This is a genomic window from Nocardioides taihuensis (assembly GCF_042657275.1).
GTDB classification, from domain to species: Bacteria; Actinomycetota; Actinomycetes; order Propionibacteriales; family Nocardioidaceae; genus Nocardioides; species Nocardioides taihuensis.
Map to the genome: position 1 here is coordinate 60345 of NZ_JBHSKD010000008.1, position 23458 is coordinate 83802.

Annotated in this window: 24 protein-coding genes and 1 riboswitch; of the genes, 21 read left to right on the forward strand and 3 right to left on the reverse strand. The window is 73.5% G+C overall.

The features are described 5' to 3' along the window. Nucleotides 1-77: 77 nt before the first annotated feature. Together ACFPGP_RS08090 and ACFPGP_RS08095 are read right to left on the reverse strand one after the other, a co-directional pair. Nucleotides 78-551 (reverse strand): GNAT family N-acetyltransferase, encoded by a 474-nt coding sequence (locus ACFPGP_RS08090; RefSeq protein WP_378589089.1) that lies wholly within the window; start codon nucleotides 549-551, stop codon nucleotides 78-80. Next, nucleotides 548-1450: an alpha/beta hydrolase gene (locus ACFPGP_RS08095; RefSeq protein ID WP_378589091.1), complete on the reverse strand. Its 903-nt coding sequence runs from the start codon at nucleotides 1448-1450 to the stop codon at nucleotides 548-550. Before ACFPGP_RS08095 ends, ACFPGP_RS08090 begins: the two co-directional genes overlap by 4 nt. A 103-nt stretch (nucleotides 1451-1553) precedes the next feature. On the opposite strand from ACFPGP_RS08095, the gene ACFPGP_RS08100 reads away from it, so the two are divergent. The 9 genes from ACFPGP_RS08100 to ACFPGP_RS08140 all read left to right on the forward strand — a co-directional run bounded on the left by ACFPGP_RS08100 (nucleotide 1554) and on the right by ACFPGP_RS08140 (nucleotide 11681). Then, nucleotides 1554-2159, forward strand: coding sequence for a carboxymuconolactone decarboxylase family protein (locus ACFPGP_RS08100; protein ID WP_378589092.1), 606 nt, complete (start codon nucleotides 1554-1556; stop codon nucleotides 2157-2159). Between the two features lie 5 nt (nucleotides 2160-2164). After that, on the forward strand, nucleotides 2165-3055 hold the full coding sequence (locus tag ACFPGP_RS08105) for an RNA polymerase sigma-70 factor (RefSeq protein ID WP_378589094.1): 891 nt from the start codon (nucleotides 2165-2167) through the stop codon (nucleotides 3053-3055). A gap of 41 nt (nucleotides 3056-3096) precedes the next feature. Beyond that, nucleotides 3097-3217, forward strand: a riboswitch (TPP riboswitch). Then, nucleotides 3210-4325: a thiamine ABC transporter substrate-binding protein gene (locus ACFPGP_RS08110; protein WP_378589096.1), complete on the forward strand. Its 1116-nt coding sequence runs from the start codon at nucleotides 3210-3212 to the stop codon at nucleotides 4323-4325. (Overlaps the previous riboswitch by 8 nt.) Then, complete coding sequence (locus ACFPGP_RS08115) at nucleotides 4322-5959, forward strand: ABC transporter permease (RefSeq protein ID WP_378589098.1); 1638 nt, start codon at nucleotides 4322-4324, stop codon at nucleotides 5957-5959. The genes ACFPGP_RS08110 and ACFPGP_RS08115 overlap by 4 nt, the downstream gene beginning before the upstream one ends. Nucleotides 5960-5961: 2 nt before the next feature. Continuing rightward, the gene (locus ACFPGP_RS08120; protein ID WP_378589099.1) at nucleotides 5962-6948 is read left to right on the forward strand and encodes an ABC transporter ATP-binding protein; all 987 of its coding nucleotides are present in this window, start codon (nucleotides 5962-5964) and stop codon (nucleotides 6946-6948) included. 23 nt (nucleotides 6949-6971) lie between these two features. Beyond that, complete coding sequence (locus ACFPGP_RS08125; protein WP_378589101.1) at nucleotides 6972-8051, forward strand: phosphatase PAP2 family protein; 1080 nt, start codon at nucleotides 6972-6974, stop codon at nucleotides 8049-8051. Between the two features lie 80 nt (nucleotides 8052-8131). Continuing rightward, nucleotides 8132-9457, forward strand: coding sequence for a TolB-like translocation protein (locus ACFPGP_RS08130; protein WP_378589103.1), 1326 nt, complete (start codon nucleotides 8132-8134; stop codon nucleotides 9455-9457). Nucleotides 9458-9665: 208 nt separating this feature from the next. Beyond that, nucleotides 9666-10985, forward strand: coding sequence for a C40 family peptidase (locus ACFPGP_RS08135; protein WP_378589105.1), 1320 nt, complete (start codon nucleotides 9666-9668; stop codon nucleotides 10983-10985). Nucleotides 10986-11015: 30 nt separating this feature from the next. Further along, entirely contained in the window at nucleotides 11016-11681 is a 666-nt protein-coding gene (locus tag ACFPGP_RS08140; RefSeq protein ID WP_378589106.1) for a class I SAM-dependent methyltransferase, read from the forward strand. A 28-nt stretch (nucleotides 11682-11709) separates the two neighbouring features. Here the strand turns inward: ACFPGP_RS08140 and ACFPGP_RS08145 are convergent, their stop codons facing one another. Beyond that, nucleotides 11710-12216, reverse strand: coding sequence for an inorganic diphosphatase (locus tag ACFPGP_RS08145; RefSeq protein ID WP_465263254.1), 507 nt, complete (start codon nucleotides 12214-12216; stop codon nucleotides 11710-11712). A gap of 105 nt (nucleotides 12217-12321) precedes the next feature. Between ACFPGP_RS08145 and dacB the strand changes: the two genes are divergently transcribed. From dacB to ACFPGP_RS08205, 12 genes are all read left to right on the forward strand, one after another. Continuing rightward, entirely contained in the window at nucleotides 12322-13752 is a 1431-nt protein-coding gene (gene dacB / locus ACFPGP_RS08150) for a D-alanyl-D-alanine carboxypeptidase/D-alanyl-D-alanine endopeptidase (RefSeq protein ID WP_378589107.1), read from the forward strand. Nucleotides 13753-13783: 31 nt separating this feature from the next. Further along, nucleotides 13784-14806: a zinc-dependent metalloprotease gene (locus tag ACFPGP_RS08155; protein ID WP_378589109.1), complete on the forward strand. Its 1023-nt coding sequence runs from the start codon at nucleotides 13784-13786 to the stop codon at nucleotides 14804-14806. Nucleotides 14807-14813: 7 nt separating this feature from the next. Beyond that, nucleotides 14814-15806, forward strand: a complete 993-nt coding sequence (tilS, locus tag ACFPGP_RS08160) for a tRNA lysidine(34) synthetase TilS (RefSeq protein WP_378589111.1) — start codon at nucleotides 14814-14816, stop codon at nucleotides 15804-15806. A 4-nt stretch (nucleotides 15807-15810) separates the two neighbouring features. Next, complete coding sequence (gene hpt, locus ACFPGP_RS08165; protein WP_378589112.1) at nucleotides 15811-16362, forward strand: hypoxanthine phosphoribosyltransferase; 552 nt, start codon at nucleotides 15811-15813, stop codon at nucleotides 16360-16362. A gap of 174 nt (nucleotides 16363-16536) precedes the next feature. Then, nucleotides 16537-18591, forward strand: a complete 2055-nt coding sequence (gene ftsH / locus ACFPGP_RS08170) for an ATP-dependent zinc metalloprotease FtsH (protein WP_378589113.1) — start codon at nucleotides 16537-16539, stop codon at nucleotides 18589-18591. After that, entirely contained in the window at nucleotides 18588-19202 is a 615-nt protein-coding gene (gene folE / locus ACFPGP_RS08175; RefSeq protein WP_378589115.1) for a GTP cyclohydrolase I FolE, read from the forward strand. The genes ftsH and folE overlap by 4 nt, the downstream gene beginning before the upstream one ends. A gap of 46 nt (nucleotides 19203-19248) precedes the next feature. Then, nucleotides 19249-20073 (forward strand): dihydropteroate synthase, encoded by an 825-nt coding sequence (gene folP / locus ACFPGP_RS08180; RefSeq protein WP_378589524.1) that lies wholly within the window; start codon nucleotides 19249-19251, stop codon nucleotides 20071-20073. After that, on the forward strand, nucleotides 20070-20444 hold the full coding sequence (gene folB, locus ACFPGP_RS08185; RefSeq protein ID WP_378589116.1) for a dihydroneopterin aldolase: 375 nt from the start codon (nucleotides 20070-20072) through the stop codon (nucleotides 20442-20444). Before folP ends, folB begins: the two co-directional genes overlap by 4 nt. Then, entirely contained in the window at nucleotides 20437-21009 is a 573-nt protein-coding gene (gene folK, locus ACFPGP_RS08190; RefSeq protein ID WP_378589117.1) for a 2-amino-4-hydroxy-6-hydroxymethyldihydropteridine diphosphokinase, read from the forward strand. Before folB ends, folK begins: the two co-directional genes overlap by 8 nt. Next, nucleotides 21006-21527: a DUF3180 domain-containing protein gene (locus ACFPGP_RS08195; protein WP_378589119.1), complete on the forward strand. Its 522-nt coding sequence runs from the start codon at nucleotides 21006-21008 to the stop codon at nucleotides 21525-21527. Before folK ends, ACFPGP_RS08195 begins: the two co-directional genes overlap by 4 nt. A gap of 76 nt (nucleotides 21528-21603) precedes the next feature. Beyond that, nucleotides 21604-22185 (forward strand): hypothetical protein, encoded by a 582-nt coding sequence (locus ACFPGP_RS08200; protein WP_378589121.1) that lies wholly within the window; start codon nucleotides 21604-21606, stop codon nucleotides 22183-22185. Between the two features lie 83 nt (nucleotides 22186-22268). Beyond that, entirely contained in the window at nucleotides 22269-23375 is a 1107-nt protein-coding gene (locus ACFPGP_RS08205) for a GNAT family N-acetyltransferase (RefSeq protein ID WP_378589123.1), read from the forward strand. Nucleotides 23376-23458: the final 83 nt, after the last annotated feature.

A 23458-nucleotide genomic window follows, 5' to 3' on the forward strand; every position in this document is an offset into this window, starting at 1 on the left:
TCGCGATTTGTGCACTGTCGGACCGTAATAGCCGTCTGAGAGTGACCAATTCACGGGTTCACCCGTGAATTGTGTGGCTACCGGGACGACCCCACCCGCCGCATCGGCACGTGCGGGATGCCGTCCTCGAGGAACTCGGGGCCGCTGGCGGTGAAGCCGAAGGTCGCGTACCAGCCGGCCAGCGGCGACTGGGCGTCGAGCACGATGTCGCGCTCGGGGTCGGCCTCGGCGCAGCAGGTGAGTGCGGCGTCCATGAGCCAGTCGGCCAGGCCGCGGCCGCGGGCGGCCGGCACGAGCACCACGCGCCCGATCCGCCACACGTCGCCGTCGTCGAGCACCCGGGCGTAGCCCAGCAGCCGGTGCTGCCGGTCGTGCAGCCGCACGTGCCGGGTGCCGGGCTCGTCGTCGCGGCCGTCGAGGTCGGGGTAGGGGCACTGCTGCTCCACGACGAAGACCTGCTGCCGCAGCCGCCACACGTCGTACGCCGCGCGGGCGTCGAGCTCGTCGAAGGAGACGTCGGACATCGAGAAGCCGGTGATGCGCTCGTTCACCCCAGGAACTCCAGCACCTGCTGCCACGCCTCGCGCGCCTCGGGGATGAACGGCAGCAGCGGGTAGACGTGCAGCAGCCCGTCCCGCTCGACGTAGGTCAGCGGCCAGCCGGCCTCCTGCGCCCGCCGCACCAGCAGCCGGCACCCCGGGTTCAGCGCGTCGCGGGTGCCGCAGAGCACCAGGGCCGGCGGGAGCCCGGTCAGGTCGCCGAGCGCGGGCGACACCTCGGGCCGCTCGAGGTCGGCCTCCGAGCCCGCCCACCAGCGGGCGTAGAGCCGGATCTTGCCGATGAACAGCCACGGGTCGGTCAGCGAGACCGCCTCGGTCTCAGGCGTCGTCTCGGCCAGGTCGACCCACGGCGCGTGCAGCACCAGGTGGGTCGGCTGGGGCCCGCCCCGGTCGCGCAGCGCGAGCGCGAGGGCGAGCGCGTAGCCGCCTCCGGCCGAGTCGCCCGCCAGCACCAGCCCGCCGGGGTCGCTCGCCCCGCGCACGGCCAGGTCGAGCATCGCCGGGAAGGAGTCCTTCCACGTGTGCTCCGGCGCCAGCGGGTAGTCGGGCACCAGCACCCGCGCCCCCAGCGCGTCGGCCAGCCGCGCGACGTACCGCACCTGCCACGGGTCGATCGGCGCCATGTAGCCGCCGCCGTGGACGTAGAGCACCGTGCGCGTGGGCGCCACGCCCCGCGGCGTCACGGCGTACGTCGGGAAGCCGCCGCTCTCCTCGCGCACCAGCGCGAACCGCCGCTCGAAGCGCGGCACCAGCCGGGTCGGGAAGCCGCGGTCGAGGCCGCGGTGCCACTCCTCGATCCGCGCCCGCTCGGCGACGGGGTCGTCGAGCTCGCGCGACTTGCGCAGGCGCGGCACCACCCTGGCCAGCAGCTCGTGACGACGACTCGGCATGCGCACACAGTAGGTCGGCCCCGGACCTGTCACAGACGCGGTCCGGCCGGTGTCCCATGCGCGACAGGACGCACACCGCCACCGACCCGCACAGGAGGACACCGTGCCCAGCACGTTCCGCATCCCGAAGGCACCCGTCGCCGGCCTCTACGGCCGCGCCCTGGTCGCCTACGCCCGCCGCACCTTCGGCCAGGTCCCCGACGGCGCGTGGGTCTACTTCCACCACCTGCCGCTGCTCAAGGCGGTCTACGGCTTCGAGCGCAAGGTCGCCCGGTGGGACCGGCTCGACCCCACCCTCAAGGCCTACGCCGAGCTCGCCAGCGCCGCGACCATCGGCTGCTCGTGGTGCATGGACTTCGGCTACTACGTCTCGCACACCAAGGGGCTCGACCTCGCCCGGCTGCGCGAGGTGCCCCGCTGGCGCGAGTCGGACGTCTTCAGCGACACCGAGCGGGCCGTGATCGCCTACGCCGAGGCGATGTCGCAGACGCCGCTGACCGTCACCGACGGCATGGTCGCCGACCTCCTCGAGCGCCTCGGGGCCCCGGCGGTCGTGGAGCTCACCCAGATGGTCGCGCTCGAGAACATGCGCTCGCGCTTCAACTCCGCCGCGGGCCTGCAGAGCCAGGGCTTCTCCGACGTGTGCGACCTGCCCCTCACTACGCTCGGGGGTGCCGCCACCGGGACCAGCCCGACGGCGGCGCCGTGACTCCCATGACCCAGCCGACGCCCACCGACACCTTCGTGCGCCACCGGAACCTCCTGTTCACGGTGGCCTACGAGATGCTCGGCTCCGCCGCCGACGCCGAGGACGTCCTCCAGGACACCTGGCTGCGCTGGGCCGACCTCGGCGCCGAGGCCCACGCGCAGGTCCGTGACCAGCGGGCGTACCTCGTCCGCATCACCACCCGCCTCGCCCTCAACCGGATGCGGACCAACGCGCGCCGGCGCGAGTCCTACGTCGGGCCGTGGCTGCCCGAGCCGCTGCTCACCACGCCCGACGTGGCCGAGGACGTCGAGCTCGCCGACAGCGTGTCCACCGCGATGCTGGTCGTCCTCGACACCCTGCCCCCCACCGAGCGGGCGGTCTTCGTGCTGCGCGAGGTCTTCGACGTCGGGTACGACGAGATCGCGGCCGCCGTGGACAAGTCGCCGGCGGCCGTGCGCCAGATCGCCCACCGGGCCCGCGAGCACGTCGACGAGCGCCGCCCCCACGGACGGCAGGCGACGCCGAGCCAGCGCGAGGAGGTGGTCGCCCGCTTCCTCGGCGCCACCGCCACCGGCGACCTCCAGTCGCTGATGGACGTGCTCGCCCCGGACGTCGTGCTCCTCACCGACGGCGGAGGGGTGAAGAAGGCGGCCCTGCGCCCGATCCTGGGCCGCGACAAGGTGCTGCGGTTCCTCGACGCGGTGGCGCCCGAGCAGGGGCTCGACGCCGCGGTGGTCGAGGTCAACGGCGCTCCGGCCTTCCGGATCACCGTCGACGGCGAGCTCGACGCCGTGGGCTCGCTGCTGGTCGAGGACGGGCTGGTCACCGGCATCTACTTCGTGCGCAACCCGGCCAAGCTGGCGCGGCTCGACGAGGCGGTGGCGCTGACGCGGTGACGGCGCGCCGCGGGCGGCCAGCGATGCTGGGCTACGCTGGCGCCACAAGACAGGGGAGCACCACCCGCCGACGGCGGAGGCGTGCTGAGAGTGCGGAGCTGCCGCAGACCCTCCGAACCTGATCCGGTCAGCACCGGCGTAGGGAGTCATCCTCGTGCGTCCCAGCCTCCTCCGCACCGCCCGCCGGGCGCTCGTCGCCGCCGTCGCGGTCTCCGGCCTCACCGCCTGCAGCCTCGTCGGCACCGGCGACGGCGACGACAGCAGCAACGCCGGACCGTCGGGCAGCACCGGCAGCCCGGGCAGCACTCCGGCCGGCGGCGGCGAGGTCGTGCTGGTCACCCACGACTCCTTCGCGCTGCCCACGTCGCTGGTGCAGCAGTTCGAGGCGGAGTCGGGCTACGACCTCGTCGTCCGGCGCTCGGGGGACGCCGGGGAGCTGACCACCAAGCTCGCGCTCACCGCCGACGACCCCACCGGCGACGTGGCCTTCGGGGTCGACAACACCTTCGCCCAGCGCGCCCTCGCCGAGCACGTCTTCGCGCGCACCGACGTGGCCCTGCCGCCGGGGGCGGGCGACTACACCGTGCCCGGCGCGGAGGACATGCTGCTCCCCATCGACCACGGCGACGTCTGCGTCAACGTCGACACCACCTGGTTCCGCGACCACGACCTCGCGCCGCCGGCCGACCTCGCCGACCTGACCGACCCGGCGTACCGCGGCCTGTTCGTCACGCCCTCGGCCCTCACCAGCTCGCCCGGCCTGGCCTTCCTGCTCGGCACCATCGCCGAGTACGGCGACGAGTGGCAGGGCTACTGGGAGGACCTGATGGCCAACGACGCGCTCGTCGTGGACGGCTGGACCGACGCCTACTACGGCGAGTTCACCCAGGGCGGCGAGCAGGGCGAGCGGCCGGTCGTGCTGTCCTACGACTCATCGCCCGCGTACACGGTGCCGAAGGGCTCCGAGGAGTCGACCACCCGCGCGCTGCTCGACACCTGCGTCGAGCAGGTCGAGTACGCCGGGCTGCTCGCGGGCGCCGCGAACCCCGAGGGTGGCCGCGCCCTGCTGGAGTTCCTGCTCTCCGACGACGTGCAGGCCGCGCTGCCGACCTCGATGTACGTGTTCCCGGTCGTCGACGGCACCCCCCTGCCCCGCACGTGGGCGCAGTTCGCCGTGCAGCCGGACTCGCCGTACCGGGTGGACCCGGTGGAGATCGGCGCGAACCGCGACCAGTGGCTCGAGCAGTGGCGGGAGATCGTCACCCGGTGAACCGGCGCGTGCTCGGACTCCTCGGGCTGGCCCTGGTGCCGGTCGCGGCGTTCGGCGTCTTCTTCGTGCTGCCGGTCTCCGGGATGATCGCCGTGGGGCTCTTTCCCGACGGCACCTTCGACCCGGGCGGCGTCGCCGAGGTGCTGGCCCGTCCGCGCACCCACCGCGTGCTGTGGTTCACGGTCTGGTCGTCCGCCCTCGGCACCGCGCTGTCGCTGCTCCTCGGTCTCCCGGCGGCGTACGCCCTGCACCGCCTGCGGCTGCCCGCCCGCCGGGTGCTGCTCGCCCTGCTGCTGGTGCCCTTCGTGCTGCCGACCGTGGTCGTCGGCGTCGCCTTCCGGCAGCTGCTGCGCGGCTCCGGGGCGCTGGGCTTCCTGGGGATCGACCAGACGGCGATCGCCGTGGTCGCCGGCCTGGTCTTCTTCAACGTGGCCGTCGTGGTGCGCACGGTCGGCGTCTCCTGGGAGTCGCTCGACCCGCGACCCGCCGAGGCGGCGGCCACCCTCGGCGCGCGCCCGTGGCAGGTGCTGTGGACGGTCACGCTGCCCGCGCTGCGCCCGGCGATCGTCTCGGCCGCCAGCATCGTCTTCCTCTTCTGCGCGACGGCCTTCGGCATCGTGCTCACCCTGGGCGGGGTGCGGGTGGCGACCGTCGAGACCGAGATCTACCTCCTCACCACGACGCTCTACGACCTGCAGGCCGCCGCCGCGCTGTCGATCCTCCAGATCGTGGTCGTCGTGACCCTGCTGCTGGTGGGACGCCGGGTGCGTGCCGTCCCCGACCCGACGGTGAGCCGCACCACCCCGCGCCTGCGCCGGCCGGGACGTCGTGACCTGCCGGCAGTCGCCCTCACCGGCCTCCTGCTCGTCTACCTCGCGGTCCCGATCGCGGCACTGGTGGTCGGCTCGCTGCGGGTGGGTGACGGGTGGTCGCTGGAGAACTACCGCGCGCTGACCACCCGCGGCCAGCACCAGGCGCTGCTGGTGCCGGTCACCGAGGCGTTGCAGGTCTCGCTGCAGACCGCGGTCGACGCCACCTGGATGGCGGTCGGCGCCGGCCTGTTCATCGCGCTGCTGGTCACCCGGCGGTCCCGCACCCGCACGGAGCGCCGGCTGCGCGGTCTGCTCGACGGGCTCTTCCTGCTGCCCCTCGGGGTCTCCGCGGTGACGCTGGGGTTCGGCTTCCTGATCACCCTCGACCAGCCGCCCCTCGACCTCCGCGACTCCCGGCTGCTGGTGCCGGTCGCGCAGGCCCTGGTGGCGCTGCCCCTCGTCGTACGCACGCTGGTGCCGGTGCTCGCCGGCATCGACGACCGTCAGCGACAGGCCGCGGCCTCGCTCGGCGCGCCGCCGTGGCGCACGCTGCTGGTCGTCGACCTGCCCGTCGTCTGGAAGCCGCTGCTCGCCGCCGCCGGCTTCGCCTTCGCCGTCTCGCTGGGGGAGTTCGGCGCGACGTCGTTCCTCGCCCGGCCCGAGTCGCCGACGCTGCCGGTCGTCATCGTCACGCTGCTGGGCCGCCCCGGTGACCTCAATTACGGGATGGCGCTCGCCGCGTCGGTGGTCCTCGCCGCCGTCGTGGCGGCCGTGGTGCTCCTGGTCGAGCGGTTGCGGGTGCGCTCCGTGGGAGCCTTCTGACGATGCTCGAGCTCGACCTGGCCTCCGTGGCGTACGACGGCAAGCCCGCCGTCGTGCGCGCCTCCCTGCACGTCCCCGACGGGCAGGTGCTCGCGGTGCTCGGACCGTCGGGCTCGGGCAAGTCCACGTTGCTGCGTGCCGTGGCCGGCCTCGAGCCGCTGACGTCGGGCCGGGTGCTCTGGGACGGCGCCGACCAGGCGCGGGTCCCGACCCACAAGCGCGGCTTCGCGCTGATGTTCCAGGACGGCCAGCTCTTCAACCACCTCACCGTCGCGCGCAACGTGGCCTACCCGCTGCGCCTGCGCCGCGCCCGCGACACCGACGAGCGCGTGGCCGCGCTGCTCGACCTGGTCGGCCTCGCCGGGTACGACGAGCGGCTGCCGTCGACCCTCTCGGGCGGGGAGCGGCAGCGCGTCGCGCTGGCCCGCTCGCTGGCCGTGCAGCCGCGGCTGCTGCTGCTCGACGAGCCGCTCTCGGCGCTCGACGCCGGCCTGCGCGAGCGGCTTGCCGGAGAGCTGCGGGGCATCCTGCGCAGGGCGGGCACGACCGCGCTGATGGTCACCCACGACCACGACGAGGCCTTCGTCATCGCCGACCGGCTCGCGGTCATGCGGGCTGGACGCGTGGTGCAGGAGGGCGCCATCGACGACGTCTGGCGGCGCCCGGCCGACGTCGACACGGCGCTGTTCCTCGGCTACGCCCGCGTGCTCGACGGGGCTGCGGCCGCCACGCTGCTGCGCTCGATCGGTCGACGTACGGGCCCTGCCGTCGCCCTGCGGCGCTCCGCGCTCGCCGTCCACCACGACGGCACGATCTGGGCGCGGGTGCGCTCCTCCCGGGTGACGCCGGAGCAGGTGCGGCTCGAGGTCGACGCCGACGGCCTCGGCGTCGTGGACGCGGTCGCGCCGCTCGACGTGCACCCCGGACCGGGTGACGTGGTCCGGCTCACCGTCGACCGCACCCGGCTGGCGCTGGTCCCGCGCCAGTAGCCCCGTCTCCTAGACTCACCCGGGTGTACCGCCGTGCCCACGTCCTGCTGATCAGCCTCGCTGCGATCATGGGCGTGCTGGCGGTGATCGCGGCGGTCTCGCTCGACAAGTCGCTGGCCGACCCCGAGGGCTTCCTGGGCCCGAGCTGGCTGCGGCTGCCCCTGCTCCTGCTCGGCGCCTTCCTGCTCGACATGCTGCCGCGGGCGCTGTGGCTCTCCCGCCTCGACCCCAGGAAGATGCCCGGGATCGTGCGCGACCGGGTGCGCGACCACTGGACCCGCGAGCGGCTGACCCTGGTCGTCATCGGCCTGGTGAGCTTCTACATCACCTACGTCAGCTACCGGAACCTCAAGTCGCTGCTGCCCTTCGTCATGGGCGACAAGAAGTACGACTACGAGCTGCACCTGCTCGACGAGGCCCTGTTCTGGGGCCACGACCCGGCGATCGTGCTGCACTCCGTGCTGGGCACCGACGTCGCCGCGCACTTCCTCTCGCTCATCTACCTGTGGTTCCTGCCGCTGGTGCCGCTCGCGGTCACCGGGTGGTTGATCTGGTCGCGCGAGATCTCCTACGGCTACTGGTTCGTCAGCTCGCAGGTGGTCTGCTGGACGCTCGGCACGGCGTCCTACTACGCCCTGCCGACCCTCGGCCCGGGCTTCGAGTACCCCGCGCCCTACTTCAGCCTCGCCCACACCCCGACCGCCGACCTGATGAAGTCGCTGGCCTACTCCCGCCAGGGCGTCCTGCTCGGCGGCGTGGAGGGCGCGGTGCAGTCGGTGGCCGGGTTCGCCAGCCTCCACTGCGGGGTGACGCTGCTGGTCGCGCTGATGGTGCAGCACACGATCCGCAACCGGGTGGTGCACTGGATCTTCTGGGCCAACTTCGGCGTCACCATCGTGGCGACGCTCTACTTCGGCTGGCACTACGTCGCCGACGACGTCGCGGGCATCCTGATCGCCCTGCTGTCCTTCTACGTCGGGGGCGTCGTGAGCGGCCAGAAGTTCATCAAGCACCACGTGGTGACCACCGAGGACGCCGAGCGCGCCCGGCTGGCCGCCGCCGCCGCCGGCGAGCCCACACCCTCGGGCAGCACGACCGCCTGACTGCGGGGACCTTCTCCTCTTGCGGGTCGCAGGCCCCTCACGGTGCGCTGGTGCCAGGTGCGCAGCCACCTGGAGGAACCATGTCCCGCACCCGTTCGAGCGCCCTGGTCCCGACACTGCGGCCCCTGTCGGTCGCGGTCCTCGTCGTGGTGGTCCTGGCCCTCGCGCAGGCCGCCGCCGTCTCCCGGCCGGCCAGGACGACCGCCCCGGGCCTGGGTGACTTCGTGCTGGTCGACACCGGCCTTCCCGACGACGTGGAGGGGGTGCAGCTGGCTGGCATGACGCCCGACGGGCGGTACGTCGTCCTCGCGTGGGAGACCGCCCACCTCACCGGCATCTCCGTCCTCGACCGCGGGCAGGACGAGCTGCTGCCCGTGACGGTCGAGCCGGACGGCGACTGGTCGTCCGAGCCCTCGGAGTTCGACGACATCACGCCCGACGGTCGCCACGTCCTGTTCACGTCGTACGGACCTCTCGTGGCCGGCGACACCAATGACCATGACGACGTGTTCGTCCGCGACCTCGTCAGCGGCACCACGGCCCGCGTGTCGGTCACGTCGCGCGGCGCCCAGGTGCCGGGATACAAGTACGGCGGCGGCATCAGCGACGACGGCAGCGTGACGTCGTTCATGGCCTACTCGGGACGGTTCACGCCCCGTGACCCTCACCGCGGCATGGTCTACGTGCACGACGCCGTGACCGGGCGCACGGAGCGTGTCTCCACCAGCAGACGCGGCCACCCGGCCGACCGGTCGTGCAGCATCACCACCGACATCTCGGCGGACGGCCGCTTCGTGGGCTTCGACTCGGGCGCCGCCAATCTCGGCGGCGACCGCGACCACGGCAAGTCGGACGTGTTCGTCAAGGACCGCCGGACCGGTCGCGTCCACGCACCCAGCGTGGGCAGGTCGGACGTCTACGACCACCGGGCCAGCTTCGCCTCGCTCTCGGCCGACGGGCGCCGCGCCGGCTTCGACATGGGCGCCACCACGCCCCACTCCATCATCTGGCGACCGTACGTCCGCGACCTGGCCACGGGCCGGCTGTTCCCCCTGGCCGTCGACACCGCTGGCAACAACCGGGACGGTGAGGTCGCCGCGCTGGTCGGTGGCGCGGCCCGCTGGGCCCTGTCCACGTCGCGCCGCGACCTCACCGGCGAGGAGGGCCCCCGGGCGCGCAGCGACGTCGACACCTACCTGGTGCGCCTGGCCACGGGCGAGACCTACCGGCTGACCGGTCCTGCGGTGCCCGTCGTGCCGCCGGCCTCGGAGCAGGGCACCGCCCACCTGTGGCAGTCCGCCATCACGAGCGACCGGACCCTGTTCCTGGTGAGCACCTTCGACCCGCTGGTGGCCGGGGACGACGACGGCTTCGACGACCTCTACCAGCGCCCGCTGGCGTGGTGACGAGCCGGGCCTGCGGACGCGGCGCGGGGACGAAGGTCGGGAACTACAACGGTGTAGTTCGCAAGTCGACACGCCGTGCGAAAGTGAAAAAGTTGGGCAAAATGTTCCTTGTGTGACGAAATCGCACTAGCGTGCCTCGAGTGCCGGGGGTGAATTGCCCGCTCCCGGTGCCCGACCGCAGTTGCTGAGTCCACGAGGAGAGCACGCCGTGCGCGCACTGGTCCTGGCCCCCAAGGTGGCCCTGGTGGTGGCCCTCGTGCTGTCCGCGGGCGTCGCCTCCGCCGACGAGGACACCCCCTCGCGCCACGACGTCCGGGCCGCCCGTGACGCCGCCGCCGCCAAGGAGCGCGACGTCGCCTCCGTGCAGGCCGACCTCGCGCTGGCCAACCAGCGGTTGCAGGAGTCGGCGATCCGCGCCCAGCAGGCCACCGAGGCCTGGAACGGCGCGCGCTACGAGTTCCTGCAGGCCCGTGCCGCCGCCGCCGCCGCCGACCGTGCGGCCGGCATCGCGTCGGCCGACGTCGACCGCCAGCGCCAGGCGTACGGCGACGCGATCGCCACGTCCTACCAGATGGCGCCGGGTGTCACCGCGCTGGCCGCCATCGTGCACTCCGACGGCATCAGCACCGTGGCCGAGCGGACCACGACCATGCAGGAGGCCGAGGAGGCGCTCGACGGCAACTACGACGCCTTCCGCGCGTCGTCGACCCTGGCGCAGGTCGCCGCGCAGCAGGCCGCCGACGCCCGCGCCGAGGCGCAGGCCGCGCAGGACAAGGCGCGGGCCGCCCGCGACGCGGCGCAGGTCGCCGAGGCCGCCGCCGCCGCCGACGCCCAGTCGATCGCGCAGCAGAAGGACGCGCTCATCGGCGAGCTCGCCCGCCTCCAGCACATCAGCAAGTCACTGGCCGCACAGCGCCAGGCCGACCTCGAGGCCGCCGCCCAGGCGGCCGCCGCGCAGGCCGCGCAGGAGGCGGCCCAGCAGGCGGCCCAGCAGGCGGCCCAGCAGGAGCAGCAGCAGTCGCAGCAGCACGGTTCCGGCGGATCTGGTGGGTCCGGCGGATCTGGTGGCTCGGGCGGTTCCGGTGGCTCGGGCGGTTCCGGCGGCGGTGGTGGTCCGTCGACCCCGCCGTCCCCGCCCCCGACGCCCAACCCTCCTGCTCCGGGCGGTGGCGCCTCGGCCGCGGTGGCCTTCGCCCGCGCCCAGATCGGCGAGCCCTACGTCTGGGGCGCGGCCGGACCGGACTCGTGGGACTGCTCCGGCCTGACCATGGGCGCATGGGCCGCGGGCGGCAAGTCGCTGCCGCACTACTCGGTCGCGCAGTACGAGCAGTCGACGCCGATCTCGGCCTCGTCGCTGCAGCCGGGCGACCTGGTGTTCTGGGGCTCCTCGAGCTCGCCCTCGTCGATCTACCACGTCGCCATGTACGTCGGCGGCGGGATGATCGTGCACGCTCCGCGCACCGGCGAGAACGTCGGCGAGGTGTCGATGTACTACTGGATCACCCCCAACTTCTACGCCCGGCCCTGACCTCGCGGTCGGCGGCGTAGCGTCCGGCGGGTGAGGAACCCCTTCGGCCACTGGAGCCAGGACCCGCTCTGGGCGCCGGTCTACGGCTGGACCGTCGACCACCCGGGCGTCGGCGGTGCGCTGTGGCGGCTCGGCATGGGCTCGGACCTGCGGCTGCTGTACGCCGCGGCGGACGAGATCGGGCGGCAGCCGGCCGGCGCCACGGTGCTCGACGTGCCGTGCGGCAGCGGCGTCGCGCTGCGGGGGCTCCGGCCCGGCCAGGGCGTGCGCTTCCTCGCCCTCGACATCTCCGACGCCATGCTCGTCCGGACCCGTGCGGCCGCGCGCCGGCTCGGCGTCGCCGACCAGGTCGAGACCGTGCACGGTGACGTCGCCGACCTGCCGCTCACCGACGGCGAGGTCGACCTCGTGGTCACCTTCACCGGCCTGCACTGCTTCCCCGACCCCCGGGCCGCGGTCGCCGAGCTGGCCCGCGTGCTGCGTCCGGGAGGCGTGCTCACCGGCAGCGCCCTCCTCGAGGACACCGGCCTGCGCTACGAACCGGTCCGCCGGGCCGGCCGCCTCGCCCACCTGCTCGGCCCCGGCTGCACGTCGTACGACGTGCGGACCTGGCTCGCCGAGGACGGTCTCACCGACGTCACCCTCAAGACCAGCGGCGCGATCGGCTACTTCCGCGCGGTGCGTCCGCCGGCCTGAAGTCGGGGACTGTCTCCCCAGGAGCTCGTCAGTGCGGCTGCTGGCGGGCCCGCTCGAAGGACGCGCGGACCTCTTCCTCGGCCTCGACGCGGCCGACCCAGTTGGCACCCTCGACGGACTTGCCGGGCTCGAGGTCCTTGTAGACCTCGAAGAAGTGCGCGATCTCGAGGCGGTCGTACTTGGAGACGTGGTTGATGTCGCGCAGGTGCTCGAGGCGCGGGTCGTGCGTGGGGACGCAGAGCACCTTGTCGTCGCCGCCGGCCTCGTCGGTCATGCGGAACATGCCGATCGCGCGGCAGGCGATCAGGCAGCCGGGGAAGGTCGGCTGCTGGAGGATCACCAGGGCGTCGAGCGGGTCGCCGTCCTGGCCGAGGGTGTTCTCGATGTAGCCGTAGTCGGCCGGGTAGGCCGTCGCGGTGAAGAGCATGCGGTCGAGCCGGATCCTCCCGGTGGCGTGGTCGACCTCGTACTTGTTGCGCTCGCCCTTGGGGATCTCCACGAGCACGTCGAACTCCAGCACCGCTGCTTCCTCCACGTCGTCGACTCTCCGGTTCGGGTCTCGTCTCCGGTGGCCCGGATCGGCCCTGCGGGTCAGTCTCCCGCAGAATGGCCGCGAACGCCGAGTCGGAAGGGGTCGTCAGTGCGCAGACGTGACGGACGTCATGGGAACGGTGCCGCCTGGCGCTGGGTCCCCGTCGTCCTCGTGCTCGCGGTGCTCGCGGCTGCCGTCGCCGGCTGGCGCTACGACCTCGGGCCGCGCTGGTTCGGCACCGGCGAGCCCCCCGAGCCCAGCTCGCCGGCCGCCGTGCCCCCGCCGCCGGGTCTCGAGCTGCCCGCGCCCGAGCCGCCCGAGCCGGTCGCCGAACCAGCCCCGGCGACCCCGACGGCCGACCCGGCCAAGGTCCAGCGCGTCGTCGACCGCTACGTCGACAAGAAGAAGCTCGGCCGGTCCGTCCACGTCGTCGTCGGGGACCTCTCCGGCGGCCGCCCGCTCGTCTCGTACGGCGCCGACCCCGCCATGCCCGCCTCGACCACCAAGCTGCTGACCTCGACCGCGGCGCTCGAGGTGCTCGGCCCCGACCGCACCTTCGCCACGACCGTCGTCCGCGAGGGCCGCGAGCGGATCACGCTCGTGGGCGGCGGCGACCCGCTGCTGGCCCTCCGCCCCGACCCCGACGTCCGGCCCGTCCGCGCCGACGTCGTGACCCTGGCCCGCCGCACGGCTGCCGCGCTCGAGGCCGACGGGGTGCGCAAGGTCCGCCTCGGGTACGACGCGAGCCTGTTCACCGGCCCCGCCTACAGCCCCACCTGGCCGCCGACCTACCGGCTCGACGTCGTCTCCCCGATCTCCGCGCTCTGGGTGGACGAGGGTCGCGCGCCGGTCTACCCGGGGCGCACCGACGACCCTCCGGCGTACGCCGCGACGGTGTTCTCCGCGGCCCTGGCCAAGGCCGGGGTCAAGGTGCAGGGCGCCCCGCAGGAGACGAAGGCCGACCCGGACGCCGAGGAGCTCGCCCGGGTCACGTCCCCGACCGTCGCCGACATCGTCGAGCACGTGCTCGCGGTCAGCGACAACGAGGGCGCCGAGGTGCTCGCGCGCCAGACCGCGCTCGCCTCCGGGGAGCCGGGGTCGTTCACCGGCGGGGCCGCGGCCGTCACCGCGGCCCTCCAGGGGCTGGGCATCCGCACGCCCGGCCTCGAGCTCCACGACGGCAGCGGCCTGTCCCGCGACGACCGCATCGATCCCGACACCCTCGTCGACGTCCTGCGCACGGCGTCGGCCGACGACCGGCCCGAGCTGCGTGCGGTCGTCTCCGGCCTGCCCGTCGCCGGCTACACAGGCTCGCTGGCCTACCGCTTCGCCGACGCCCGGCACCCGGGCCGGGTGCGCGCCAAGACCGGCACCCTGATGCACGTCAGCGGGCTCGCCGGGCTGGCCACGGACCTCGACGGCGTCCCGATGGTCTTCGCGCTGATCGCCGACAAGGTGCGCTCGGTCGACGAGTGGGAGGCGCGCGTGATCCTCGACGACCTCGCCGCCGCCCTCGGCGCGTGCCACTGCAGCAGGTGAGCCGGTAGGTCGCGCACCGTAGGGTCGGCGCATGACGAACTCGATGGTCGACTGGGGCCTCGCGGTGTCGCTCGGGTCGCGGGTCGCCGGCGAGGGGCCGACGGTCAGCCGCGCCGAGGCCGACGCGGTCGTCGCCGAGCTCCGCGCGGACGCCGACCGGTCGACCGGGCTGGTGCGTGACTTCACCGGGCTCGAGGCCGGTGAGCGCACGGCTCCGGTGCTCGTGGTCGACCGCCGCGGCTGGGTGCAGGCCAACGCCGACGGCTTCGCCACCGTGCTCGCGCCGGTCGTCGAGAAGCTGACCGAGAAGAAGGGCCGGCCGACCGGCGCCGCGCTCGCCGTGGGCTCGCGGGTCACCGGCGCCGAGGTCGGGCTGCTGCTCGGCTTCCTCGCCGGCAAGGTGCTCGGCCAGTTCGACCCGTTCTTCGCCCCCGCCGGCCGGCTCCTGCTGGTGGCGCCGAACATCGTCCACGTCGAGCGCGAGCTCGACTGCGACCCGACCGACTTCCGCCTGTGGGTCTGCCTGCACGAGGAGACCCACCGCGTGCAGTTCACGGCGGTGCCGTGGATGCGCGACCACCTCTTCTCCGAGATCGAGGCGCTCTCCGACACGATGGACGCCAGCGGCCTGCTCGAGGGTGGCCTGCAGCGCATCGCCGAGGCGGCCCGCGGCGACGGCAACCTCGCGGAGGCGCTGAGCACGCCCGAGCAGCGCGAGATCCTCGACCGGATCACCGGGGTGATGTCGCTGCTCGAGGGCCACGCCGACGTGGTGATGGACGGCGTGGGCCCGCGGGTGATCCCGAGCGTGGCCTCGATCCGCCGCAAGTTCGACCAGCGGCGCAAGGGGATCGGCACGCTCGACCGGCTGCTGCGGCGGCTGATCGGGCTCGACGCCAAGATGGCGCAGTACCGCGACGGCGCCATCTTCGTCCGCGCGGTCGTCGACAAGGTCGGCATGACGGAGTTCAACGCAGTGTGGCAGGAGCCCGCGCACCTGCCCACCAAGGCCGAGATCACCGACCCCGATGCGTGGGTCACCCGCGTCCTGTGAACCGCCGGTGACCCTCGACCCCGCCGTCGCCGCCACCCGTCTGGCCGTCCGCACCACGCTCGCCGACCTCGAGCCCGGGTCGGTCGTGCTCGTCGCCTGCTCGGGCGGGGCCGACTCCCTGGCCCTGCTCGCCGCCACCGTCTTCGAGGGCTCGTCCGCCGCCTGGTACGTCATCGGGGCCACCGTCGACCACGGGTTGCAGGAGGGCTCGGCGGCGCACGCCGACCAGGTCGTCGCGCAGATGTCCGCGATCGGGGCCGCGGAGACCGTCACCGCCACGGTGCACGTCGAGGCCGGGGGGCTCGGCCCCGAGGCCGCCGCGCGCCGCGCCCGGCACGCCGTGCTCGAGGAGATGGCCGGGCGCTTCGGCGCGGCCGCGGTGCTGCTGGGCCACACCCGCGACGACCAGGCGGAGACCGTGCTCCTGGGTCTGGCCCGCGGCTCCGGCGGCCGCTCGATCACCGGCATGCGCCCGGCGTACGACGCCGTCCGCCGGCCGTTCCTCGGCGTCACCCGTGCGCAGACCCTGCAGGCGTGCGCAGCGCAGGGCATCGAGCCCTGGGACGACCCGCACAACCACGACGACCGCTTCGCCCGTGTCCGGGTGCGCGAGCGGGTGCTCCCGGTGCTCGAGCGCGAGCTCGGCCCCGGCGTCGCCGCGGCACTGGCCCGCACCGGAGACCTGCTGCGCCGCGACCTCGACACCCTCGACGACCTCGCCGACGCGCTCGCCGGCGCGGCCACCACCGCCGACGGGATCGACCTCGGCGTGCTGGCCGACCAGCCCGACGCCCTCGTCAGCCGCGTCCTGCGCGGGGCCGCGCTGGCGGCGGGCGCGCCGGCCGCCGAGCTGTTCGCCGTCCACGTCGACGCCCTCCTCGAGCTGGCACGCGGTCGCCTCCGCGGCGCGGGCGGCGGGCAGGTGCAGCTCCCCGGGGGGGTGACGGCGCACCGCGCCGCGGACCGGCTGCTCTTCACGGCCACCCCTGTGGCACCCTGACGCCATGGACGCGTCCCACGTGGAGAACGACCTCGTCAACGTGCTCTTCACCGAGGCGCAGATCCAGGAGCGGGTCGCCGAGCTCGCCCACGAGATCGAGCGCGACTACGAGGGCCAGGACCTCCTCATCGTCGGCGTCCTCCGCGGCGCCGTGATGGTCATGGCCGACCTGGCGCGCAGCCTCACCCGCCACGTGGAGATGGACTGGATGGCGGTCAGCTCCTACGGCTCGGGCACCAAGTCCAGCGGCGTGGTGCGCATCCTCAAGGACCTCGACACCGACATCTCGGGCCGTCACGTCGTGATCGTCGACGAGATCATCGACTCCGGGCTCACCCTCTCCTGGCTGACCTCCAACCTCACCTCGCGCGAGCCCGCGAGCGTCGAGATCTGCACGCTGCTGCGCAAGCCGGAGGCGCTGCAGATGCCGGTCGAGGTCAAGTACGTCGGCTGGGACATCCCCAACGAGTTCGTGGTCGGCTACGGCCTCGACTACCGCGAGCGCTACCGCAACCTGCGCGACATCGGCACCCTCGCGCCCCACGTCTACTCCTGACGCCGCCCCCGGGCGACCGCTGAGGCGGTCGTCACGGGCCGTCCGGGAACCCCGGCGACCCGTCCCCACGTTGAGATGACGTGTAACGTCGTCACACCAGTCGCCCGTCGTGGCGTCGCGCTGTCGCCTGCGTGAGTCGGGCGGCTCCGTGTCGCTGCCCGTCGAGAGTTGTCCGTGAAGCGCTTGTTCAAGGGTCCCTGGCTGTGGACCGTGCTCGCCGTCGTCGGCGTGCTCATCGCCCTGCAGTACTTCGTCTCCACCGACGAGTACGACGAGATCCCGACCTCCCAGATGAACTCCTACATCTCCAAGGGCGAGGTCGAGGAGATCAAGTTCATCGACGGCGACCAGCGGATCGAGGCCACGCTGCACGACGGCGTGCGCAGCGACGGCAGCAAGGTCACGACCTACTGGCTGACCGACACCCAGGACGAGATCGAGAAGGCCGTCGCCACGCAGGTCTCCGAGGGCAAGACCAAGGAGTACACGACCGAGGTCGCGCGGCCGAGCGTGCTCGGCTCGATCCTCAGCTTCCTGGTCCCGATCGTGATCATCGTCCTGGTCTTCCTCTTCCTGATGAACAGCGTGCAGGGCGGCGGCGGCCGCGGCGTCATGCAGTTCGCCAAGTCCAAGGCCAAGCTGATCACCAAGGACATGCCGAAGACGACGTTCTCCGACGTCGCCGGCTGCGAGGAGGCGATCGAGGAGCTCGGCGAGATCAAGGAGTTCCTGCAGGAGCCGGCGAAGTTCCAGGCCGTCGGCGCCAAGATCCCCAAGGGCGTGCTGCTCTACGGTCCTCCCGGCACCGGCAAGACGCTGCTGGCCCGCGCCGTGGCGGGCGAGGCCGGGGTGCCGTTCTACTCGATCTCCGGCTCCGACTTCGTCGAGATGTTCGTCGGCGTCGGTGCCTCCCGCGTCCGAGACCTGTTCGAGCAGGCCAAGGAGAACGCCCCGGCGATCGTGTTCATCGACGAGATCGACGCCGTCGGCCGCCACCGCGGCGCCGGCATGGGCGGCGGCCACGACGAGCGCGAGCAGACCCTCAACCAGCTGCTCGTGGAGATGGACGGCTTCGACGTCCGCGGCGGCGTGATCCTCATCGCCGCGACCAACCGCCCCGACGTGCTCGACCCCGCGCTGCTGCGGCCCGGGCGCTTCGACCGCCAGATCCAGGTCGACGCCCCCGACCTCAACGGCCGCCACATGATCCTCAAGGTCCACTCGCGCGGCAAGCCGATGGCGCCCGACACCGACCTCAAGAGCGTCGCGCGCCGTACGCCGGGCTTCACCGGCGCCGACCTCGCCAACGTGCTCAACGAGGCGGCGCTGCTCACGGCCCGCACCGGGCAGAAGCTGATCAGCAACGAGTCGCTCGACGAGGCCATCGACCGCGTGATCGCCGGCCCGCAGCGCCGGACCCGCCTGATGAGCGAGAAGGAGAAGCTGATCACGGCCTACCACGAGGGCGGCCACGCCCTCGTCGCCGCGGCGCTCCCCGGCACCGACCCCGTGCACAAGGTCACGATCCTCCCGCGCGGCCGGGCGCTGGGCTACACGATGGTGCTGCCCGACGAGGACAAGTACTCCCAGACCCGCGGGGAGCTGCTCGACAAGCTCGCCTACATGATGGGCGGCCGCGCCGCGGAGGAGATGGTCTTCCACGACCCGACCACCGGCGCCGGCAACGACATCGAGAAGGCCACGAGCGTGGCACGCGCCATGGTCACGCAGTACGGCATGACCGAGCGGCTCGGGGCGATCAAGCTCGGCGAGTCCAACTCCGAGCCGTTCCTCGGCCGCGACCTCGGCCACTCGCGCAACTACTCCGAGGAGGTCGCCGCGATCGTCGACGAGGAGACCAAGAAGCTCCTCGCCACCGCGCACCAGGAGGCCTTCGACATCCTCGAGGAGAACCGCGACGTCCTCGACGCCCTGGTGCTGGCTCTCCTCGACCGGGAGACGCTCGACAAGGCGGAGGTCGCGGAGGTCTTCGAGCCGCTGCGCCGCCGTGGGGCCCGCCCGGCGTGGACCGGCTCGCCCGACCGCACCCCCTCGTCGATCCCGCCGATCGAGATCCCGCAGGCGATCCGCGACCGCGCCAACGCCAACGGTGTCGCGACCCCGGAGGGGCAGGGCGGGATCATGGTGACCCCGCCCGGAGCCGGCGGCGACGTGCACGGCGACCCCGGCCTGGGCAGCCCGCCCCCCGAGCCCCCCACCCCGGCATGACCGACCCGATCAGCCTCCCGGAGGAACCCCGGGTCGTGCCCGCCTTCGACCACGCCCGCGCCGAGGCCGCCGTCCGCGAGCTGCTGGCCGCGATCGGTGAGGACCCCGAGCGCGAGGGCCTGCGGGACACGCCTGCGCGCGTCGCCCGGGCGTACGCCGAGCTGACCGCCGGGCTGCGGATGGAGCCGGAGGACGTGCTGACCACCACCTTCGACCTCGGGCACGACGAGATGGTGCTGGTCCGCGACATCGAGCTGTGGTCGATGTGCGAGCACCACCTGGTGCCCTTCACCGGCGTCGCGCACGTCGGCTACATCCCCGCCGCCACCGGCAAGATCACCGGGCTCTCCAAGCTGGCCCGGCTCGTCGACGTCTACGCCAAGCGGCCACAGGTGCAGGAGCGGCTGACCACCCAGGTCGCCGACGCCCTCATGCGGATCCTCGAGGCCCGCGGCGTGATCGTGGTGATCGAGGCCGAGCACCTGTGCATGACCATGCGCGGGGTGCGCAAGGCGGGGGCCCGCACCATCACCTCCGCGGTGCGCGGCTCGTTCCTCAAGGACCAGCGCACGCGCTCGGAGGCGATGGCGCTCATCCACCGCGGCGGCTGAGGTGATCACCCCCGCGACGACCGGCCGGCGCGCTCGTCCGCTGCTCATGGGGGTCGTCAACGTCACGCCCGACTCGTTCTCCGACGGCGGGCAGTGGGCCGACACCGCCTCCGCAGTGGCGCGCGGCGGCCGGCTGCTGGCCGACGGTGCGGACATCATCGACGTCGGGGGCGAGTCCACCCGGCCCGGTGCCACCCGCCCGCTGGCCGCCGAGGAGCTCGGTCGCGTCGTCCCGGTGATCGAGCAGCTCGCCGCCGGGGGTGCGGTGGTCTCCGTCGACACGATGCGTGCCGAGGTGGCGCGGGCGGCGCTCGCCGCCGGCGCCCGCATCGTCAACGACGTCTCCGGCGGCCTGGCCGACCCCGCGATCCTCGGCGTGGTCGCCGACTCCGACGCGACGTACGTCGCGATGCACTGGCGGGCGCACGGCGACCGCATGCAGCAGCACGCCGTCTACGACGGTCCGGGCGGCGTCGTGGCGGCGGTGCGTGACGAGCTGGCCGCCCGCGTGGAGGCGGCCGTCGCGGCCGGCATCGGGCGCGAGCGGCTGGTCCTCGACCCGGGGTTGGGGTTCGCCAAGACCGCGAGCCACAACTGGGCGCTGCTGCGCCACCTCGACGCCCTCGACGAGCTCGGGCTGCCGCTGCTGGTGGGGGCGAGCCGCAAGTCGTTCCTCGGCACGCTGCTGGCCGGTCCCGACGGCACGCCGCGGGCCGTCGACGACCGCGAGCACGCCGGCGTCGCGCTGTCGATGCTGCTGGCCCAGCACGGCGTGTGGGGGATCCGCGTCCACGACGTCCGCGCCACCGCGGACGCGCTGGCCGTGTGGGAGGCCATGGCCGAGCCCGACCGACCGGAGGAGCAGGGATGACCGACGAGCTGCGGATCGAGGGGCTGCGGTGCTTCGGGCACCACGGGGTGTTCGACTTCGAGCGGCGCGAGGGACAGGTCTTCGTGCTCGACCTCGTGCTGGGCATGGACACCCGTCCAGCCGCGGCCTCGGACGACTTGCACGACACGGTCGACTACGGAAGTCTCGTGGGCGCGGTGAAGAGTGCCGTGGAGAGCGACCCGGTCGACCTGATCGAGACCCTGGCGGGCAGGGTCGCCGACCTGTGCCTGACGGACGACCGTGTTGAATGGGCGCGGGTCACGGTGCACAAGCCGGAGGCCCCCATCGACGCGACGTTCGCCGACGTGGCCCTGACGATCACCCGGAAGCGTGAGGACGCCAGTGACTGAGACGCCCAACCCGCACATCATCGACGCCGACACGCTGACCGGCGAGATGCGTCCGATCCGGCGGGCGGTGCTGGCCCTCGGCTCCAACCTGGGCGAGCGGATGACGAGCCTCCAGGGCGCCGTGGACGCGATCGCCGACACCCCGGACGTCTGGGTCACCGCGGTCTCGCCGGTCTACGAGACCTCGCCGGTCGACTCCCCCGACGACGCGGGCAACTACCTCAACGCCGTCGTCCTCATCGACACCACGCTGGCCGCCTCGCGCCTGCTCGACCGCGCGCTGGCCATCGAGGACGCCTTCGGCCGCGAGCGCCCCGAGGGCGAGCACCACGCGCCGCGCACCCTCGACGTCGACCTCGTGGTCGTGGGCGACCGGCGCAGCGACGACGAGTCCCTCCGGCTGCCGCACCCGCGGGCGCACGAGCGGGCCTTCGTGCTGCAGCCCTGGTACGACATCGAGCCCGACGCCGTCCTGCCCGATGCCGGCCCGGTGGCCGAGCTGCTCGCCGCGACCGACACCTCGGGCGTCACGCGTCGTGACGACCTGGCCCTCGAGGTCCAGTGAGGGACGACCCCTCCACCGACCTCCCTCCCGACCCCGCGGACGAGCCGCCGGGGCCGCCCTCGCCCGGACACCTCGAGCCGGTCTCCGGGTCCGCGCTGACCCTGTGGGCCGTCGCCGGCCTGGTCTCCGGCTGGCTGCTGCACCCCGTGAGCGAGCGCTTCATGGACGCCGCGCCGGTCATCTCGTGGGTGCAGCCGGTCGCGCTCCTCGCCGTGCTGGTGGTCGTCGCCACGGCGGCGTGGTCGACCTGGCGCACCGTGCAGGTCCGGCACGAGCACCTCGAGCCGCACCGTGCGGTGAACCGTTTCGTCCTCGGCCGGGCGACCGCGCTCGTGGGCGCGCTGGTCGCGGGCGGCTACGTCGGGTACGCCGTGAGCTGGCTCGGCGTCGACGCCGCACTGGCCCACCAGCGCATCTGGCGCTCCCTGGCGTGCGCCCTGGTGGGGGTCGGGATCCTGGTCGCCGGCGTGCTCCTCGAGCGGGCCTGCCGGGTCCGGCAGGACGACGACGAGGCCTGACCCCGACCCCACGGACCCCATGCGTCACAAGCGTGTCTGCCGGGTTGAGGGGACGTTGACGCCTAGCCTTGGCGCCATGGCTTCCCCACAGGCTCGACGCAGACAGCGGAGCACGAGGTTGCTCGTCGCTGTCGTCCTCCTGGCCACGGCCGCCCTCGCGGTGGCCGTGGCCGTCCCGACCAGGTCCTGGGCACTCTCGGCTGTCGCCGCGGTGCTCGCGCTCGCCCTCGGGGCCGGCGCCACCAGGATCACCCACGCCGAGCTCCTCCAGTCCCGCCGCGACGCGGCGCGCGACCGGGCGGAGCAGGCCCAGGCCTACCGCACGCTGACCGAGGAGCGGGTGGCCGAGCACGCGGCGTACACCGACCACATGGAGCAGAAGGCCACGCGCCAGCTGCGGGCCCTCACCGAGCTCGAGGAGGCGCTGACGCAGGCGCAGACCCGGGCCGCCGGCGCGACCCGGCGCTACCAGGCCGCCGAGCGTCGTGCGGACGCCGCCGAGTCCGACCGCCGTGAGGTAGAGGGCGAGCTGGCCACCGCGCGCGACGCGCTGGCCGCAGCCGAGCTGCGGATCAGCGAGCTGACCCAGCAGATCGACGTGCTGCGCGCCGAGCTCGACGCCTGGCACGCCGCGGAGCCCGTGCGCAAGCACGCCTGAGGCGGGCGAGGCACTGACGATGCGTCAGCGGCCGGGCCGACCCGCCCGGCCGCTCGGCGCGCCGTACGGCATGATCGGGGCTCGTGGTGATTCCCGAGGACAGCCGGTTCGCGAGCGATCCCGAGGAGGTCCTCGGGCCGGTGGACGGGGAGGCCACCGGGCTCCCCGTCGGCTGGACGGTCGGCTCGCCCGACCCCGGTGACCGGTTCGACGTCGCGCGCCTGACCCACCTGCTGCGCGCCCACGAGCGGCACGGCCGCGGGTGGGCCGGGGCGTCGGTCGACGACGTGCTGGTCGAGGTCTCCGAGCGGGGCCTGCGGATGCGCGAGAACCTCGTGCTCCGCGACGCCGACGGCGAGATCCGCGCCTGGGGCAGCGTGCACGACCGTGCCGAGGGCCGGATGCTCTTCGTGCACGTGGTCGAGCGCGACCTGCCCGACGACCTGGCCGACACGTGCTCGCGGCTGCTGGTCGAGTGGTCGGTCGGCCAGGCCCGCGAGGTCGGCCGCGCCCGCGGCCTGGCGGTCCAGCAGATCGACACGGGTGCCTTCGCCGACGACGACCGGCAGCACCGGTTCCTCGCCGACGGCGGCTTCGAGCGGGTCCGCACCTGGTGGCAGATGAGCCGTCCCGTCGGCGACGACGACGCCGCGCTGGTGCCGTCGTCCGAGCGCTGGGAGGACCGTGGCGTCGTCTTCCGGCTGGTGCGCCGCTCCGGGGGCGAGGGCGCCATGCCCGACGTCGACGACCTGCGCGAGGTGCACGACGTGCTCGAGAGCGCCTTCGTCGACCACTTCAACTCCTACGAGGAGACCTTCGAGGAGTTCCTCCACCGGCTGCGCGAGGACCCCGGCCACCGCTGGGACCACTGGTGGCTCGCCGAGCTGGTCCCAGAGGCCGGCGTCACCGAGCCGGTCGGCGCCCTGGTGGGCACGGTCACGGAGAGCCCGACCGGCCCCGACGGCTCCTACGTCGCCTACCTCGGCGTGCTCGAGGCGGCCCGTGGCCGCGGCGTCGCCAAGGGCCTGCTCCGCACGATCATCTCCGACGCCGCCTCCCGCGGCCGCGACCGCGTCGGCCTCGAGGTCGACGCCGACTCGCCGACCGGCGCCGCCGGCCTCTACACCTCGATGGGCTGGGAGACGCGCTACGTCACCGAGTCGTGGCACCGCGACGTCCCGGTCGACTGACGCTCGTCACACGGGTCGCTCTGGTCCCACTGGCCTCCCAATTCGCGGGTCAACCCGTGAATTGCGCCTGGTCGGACGGAAAT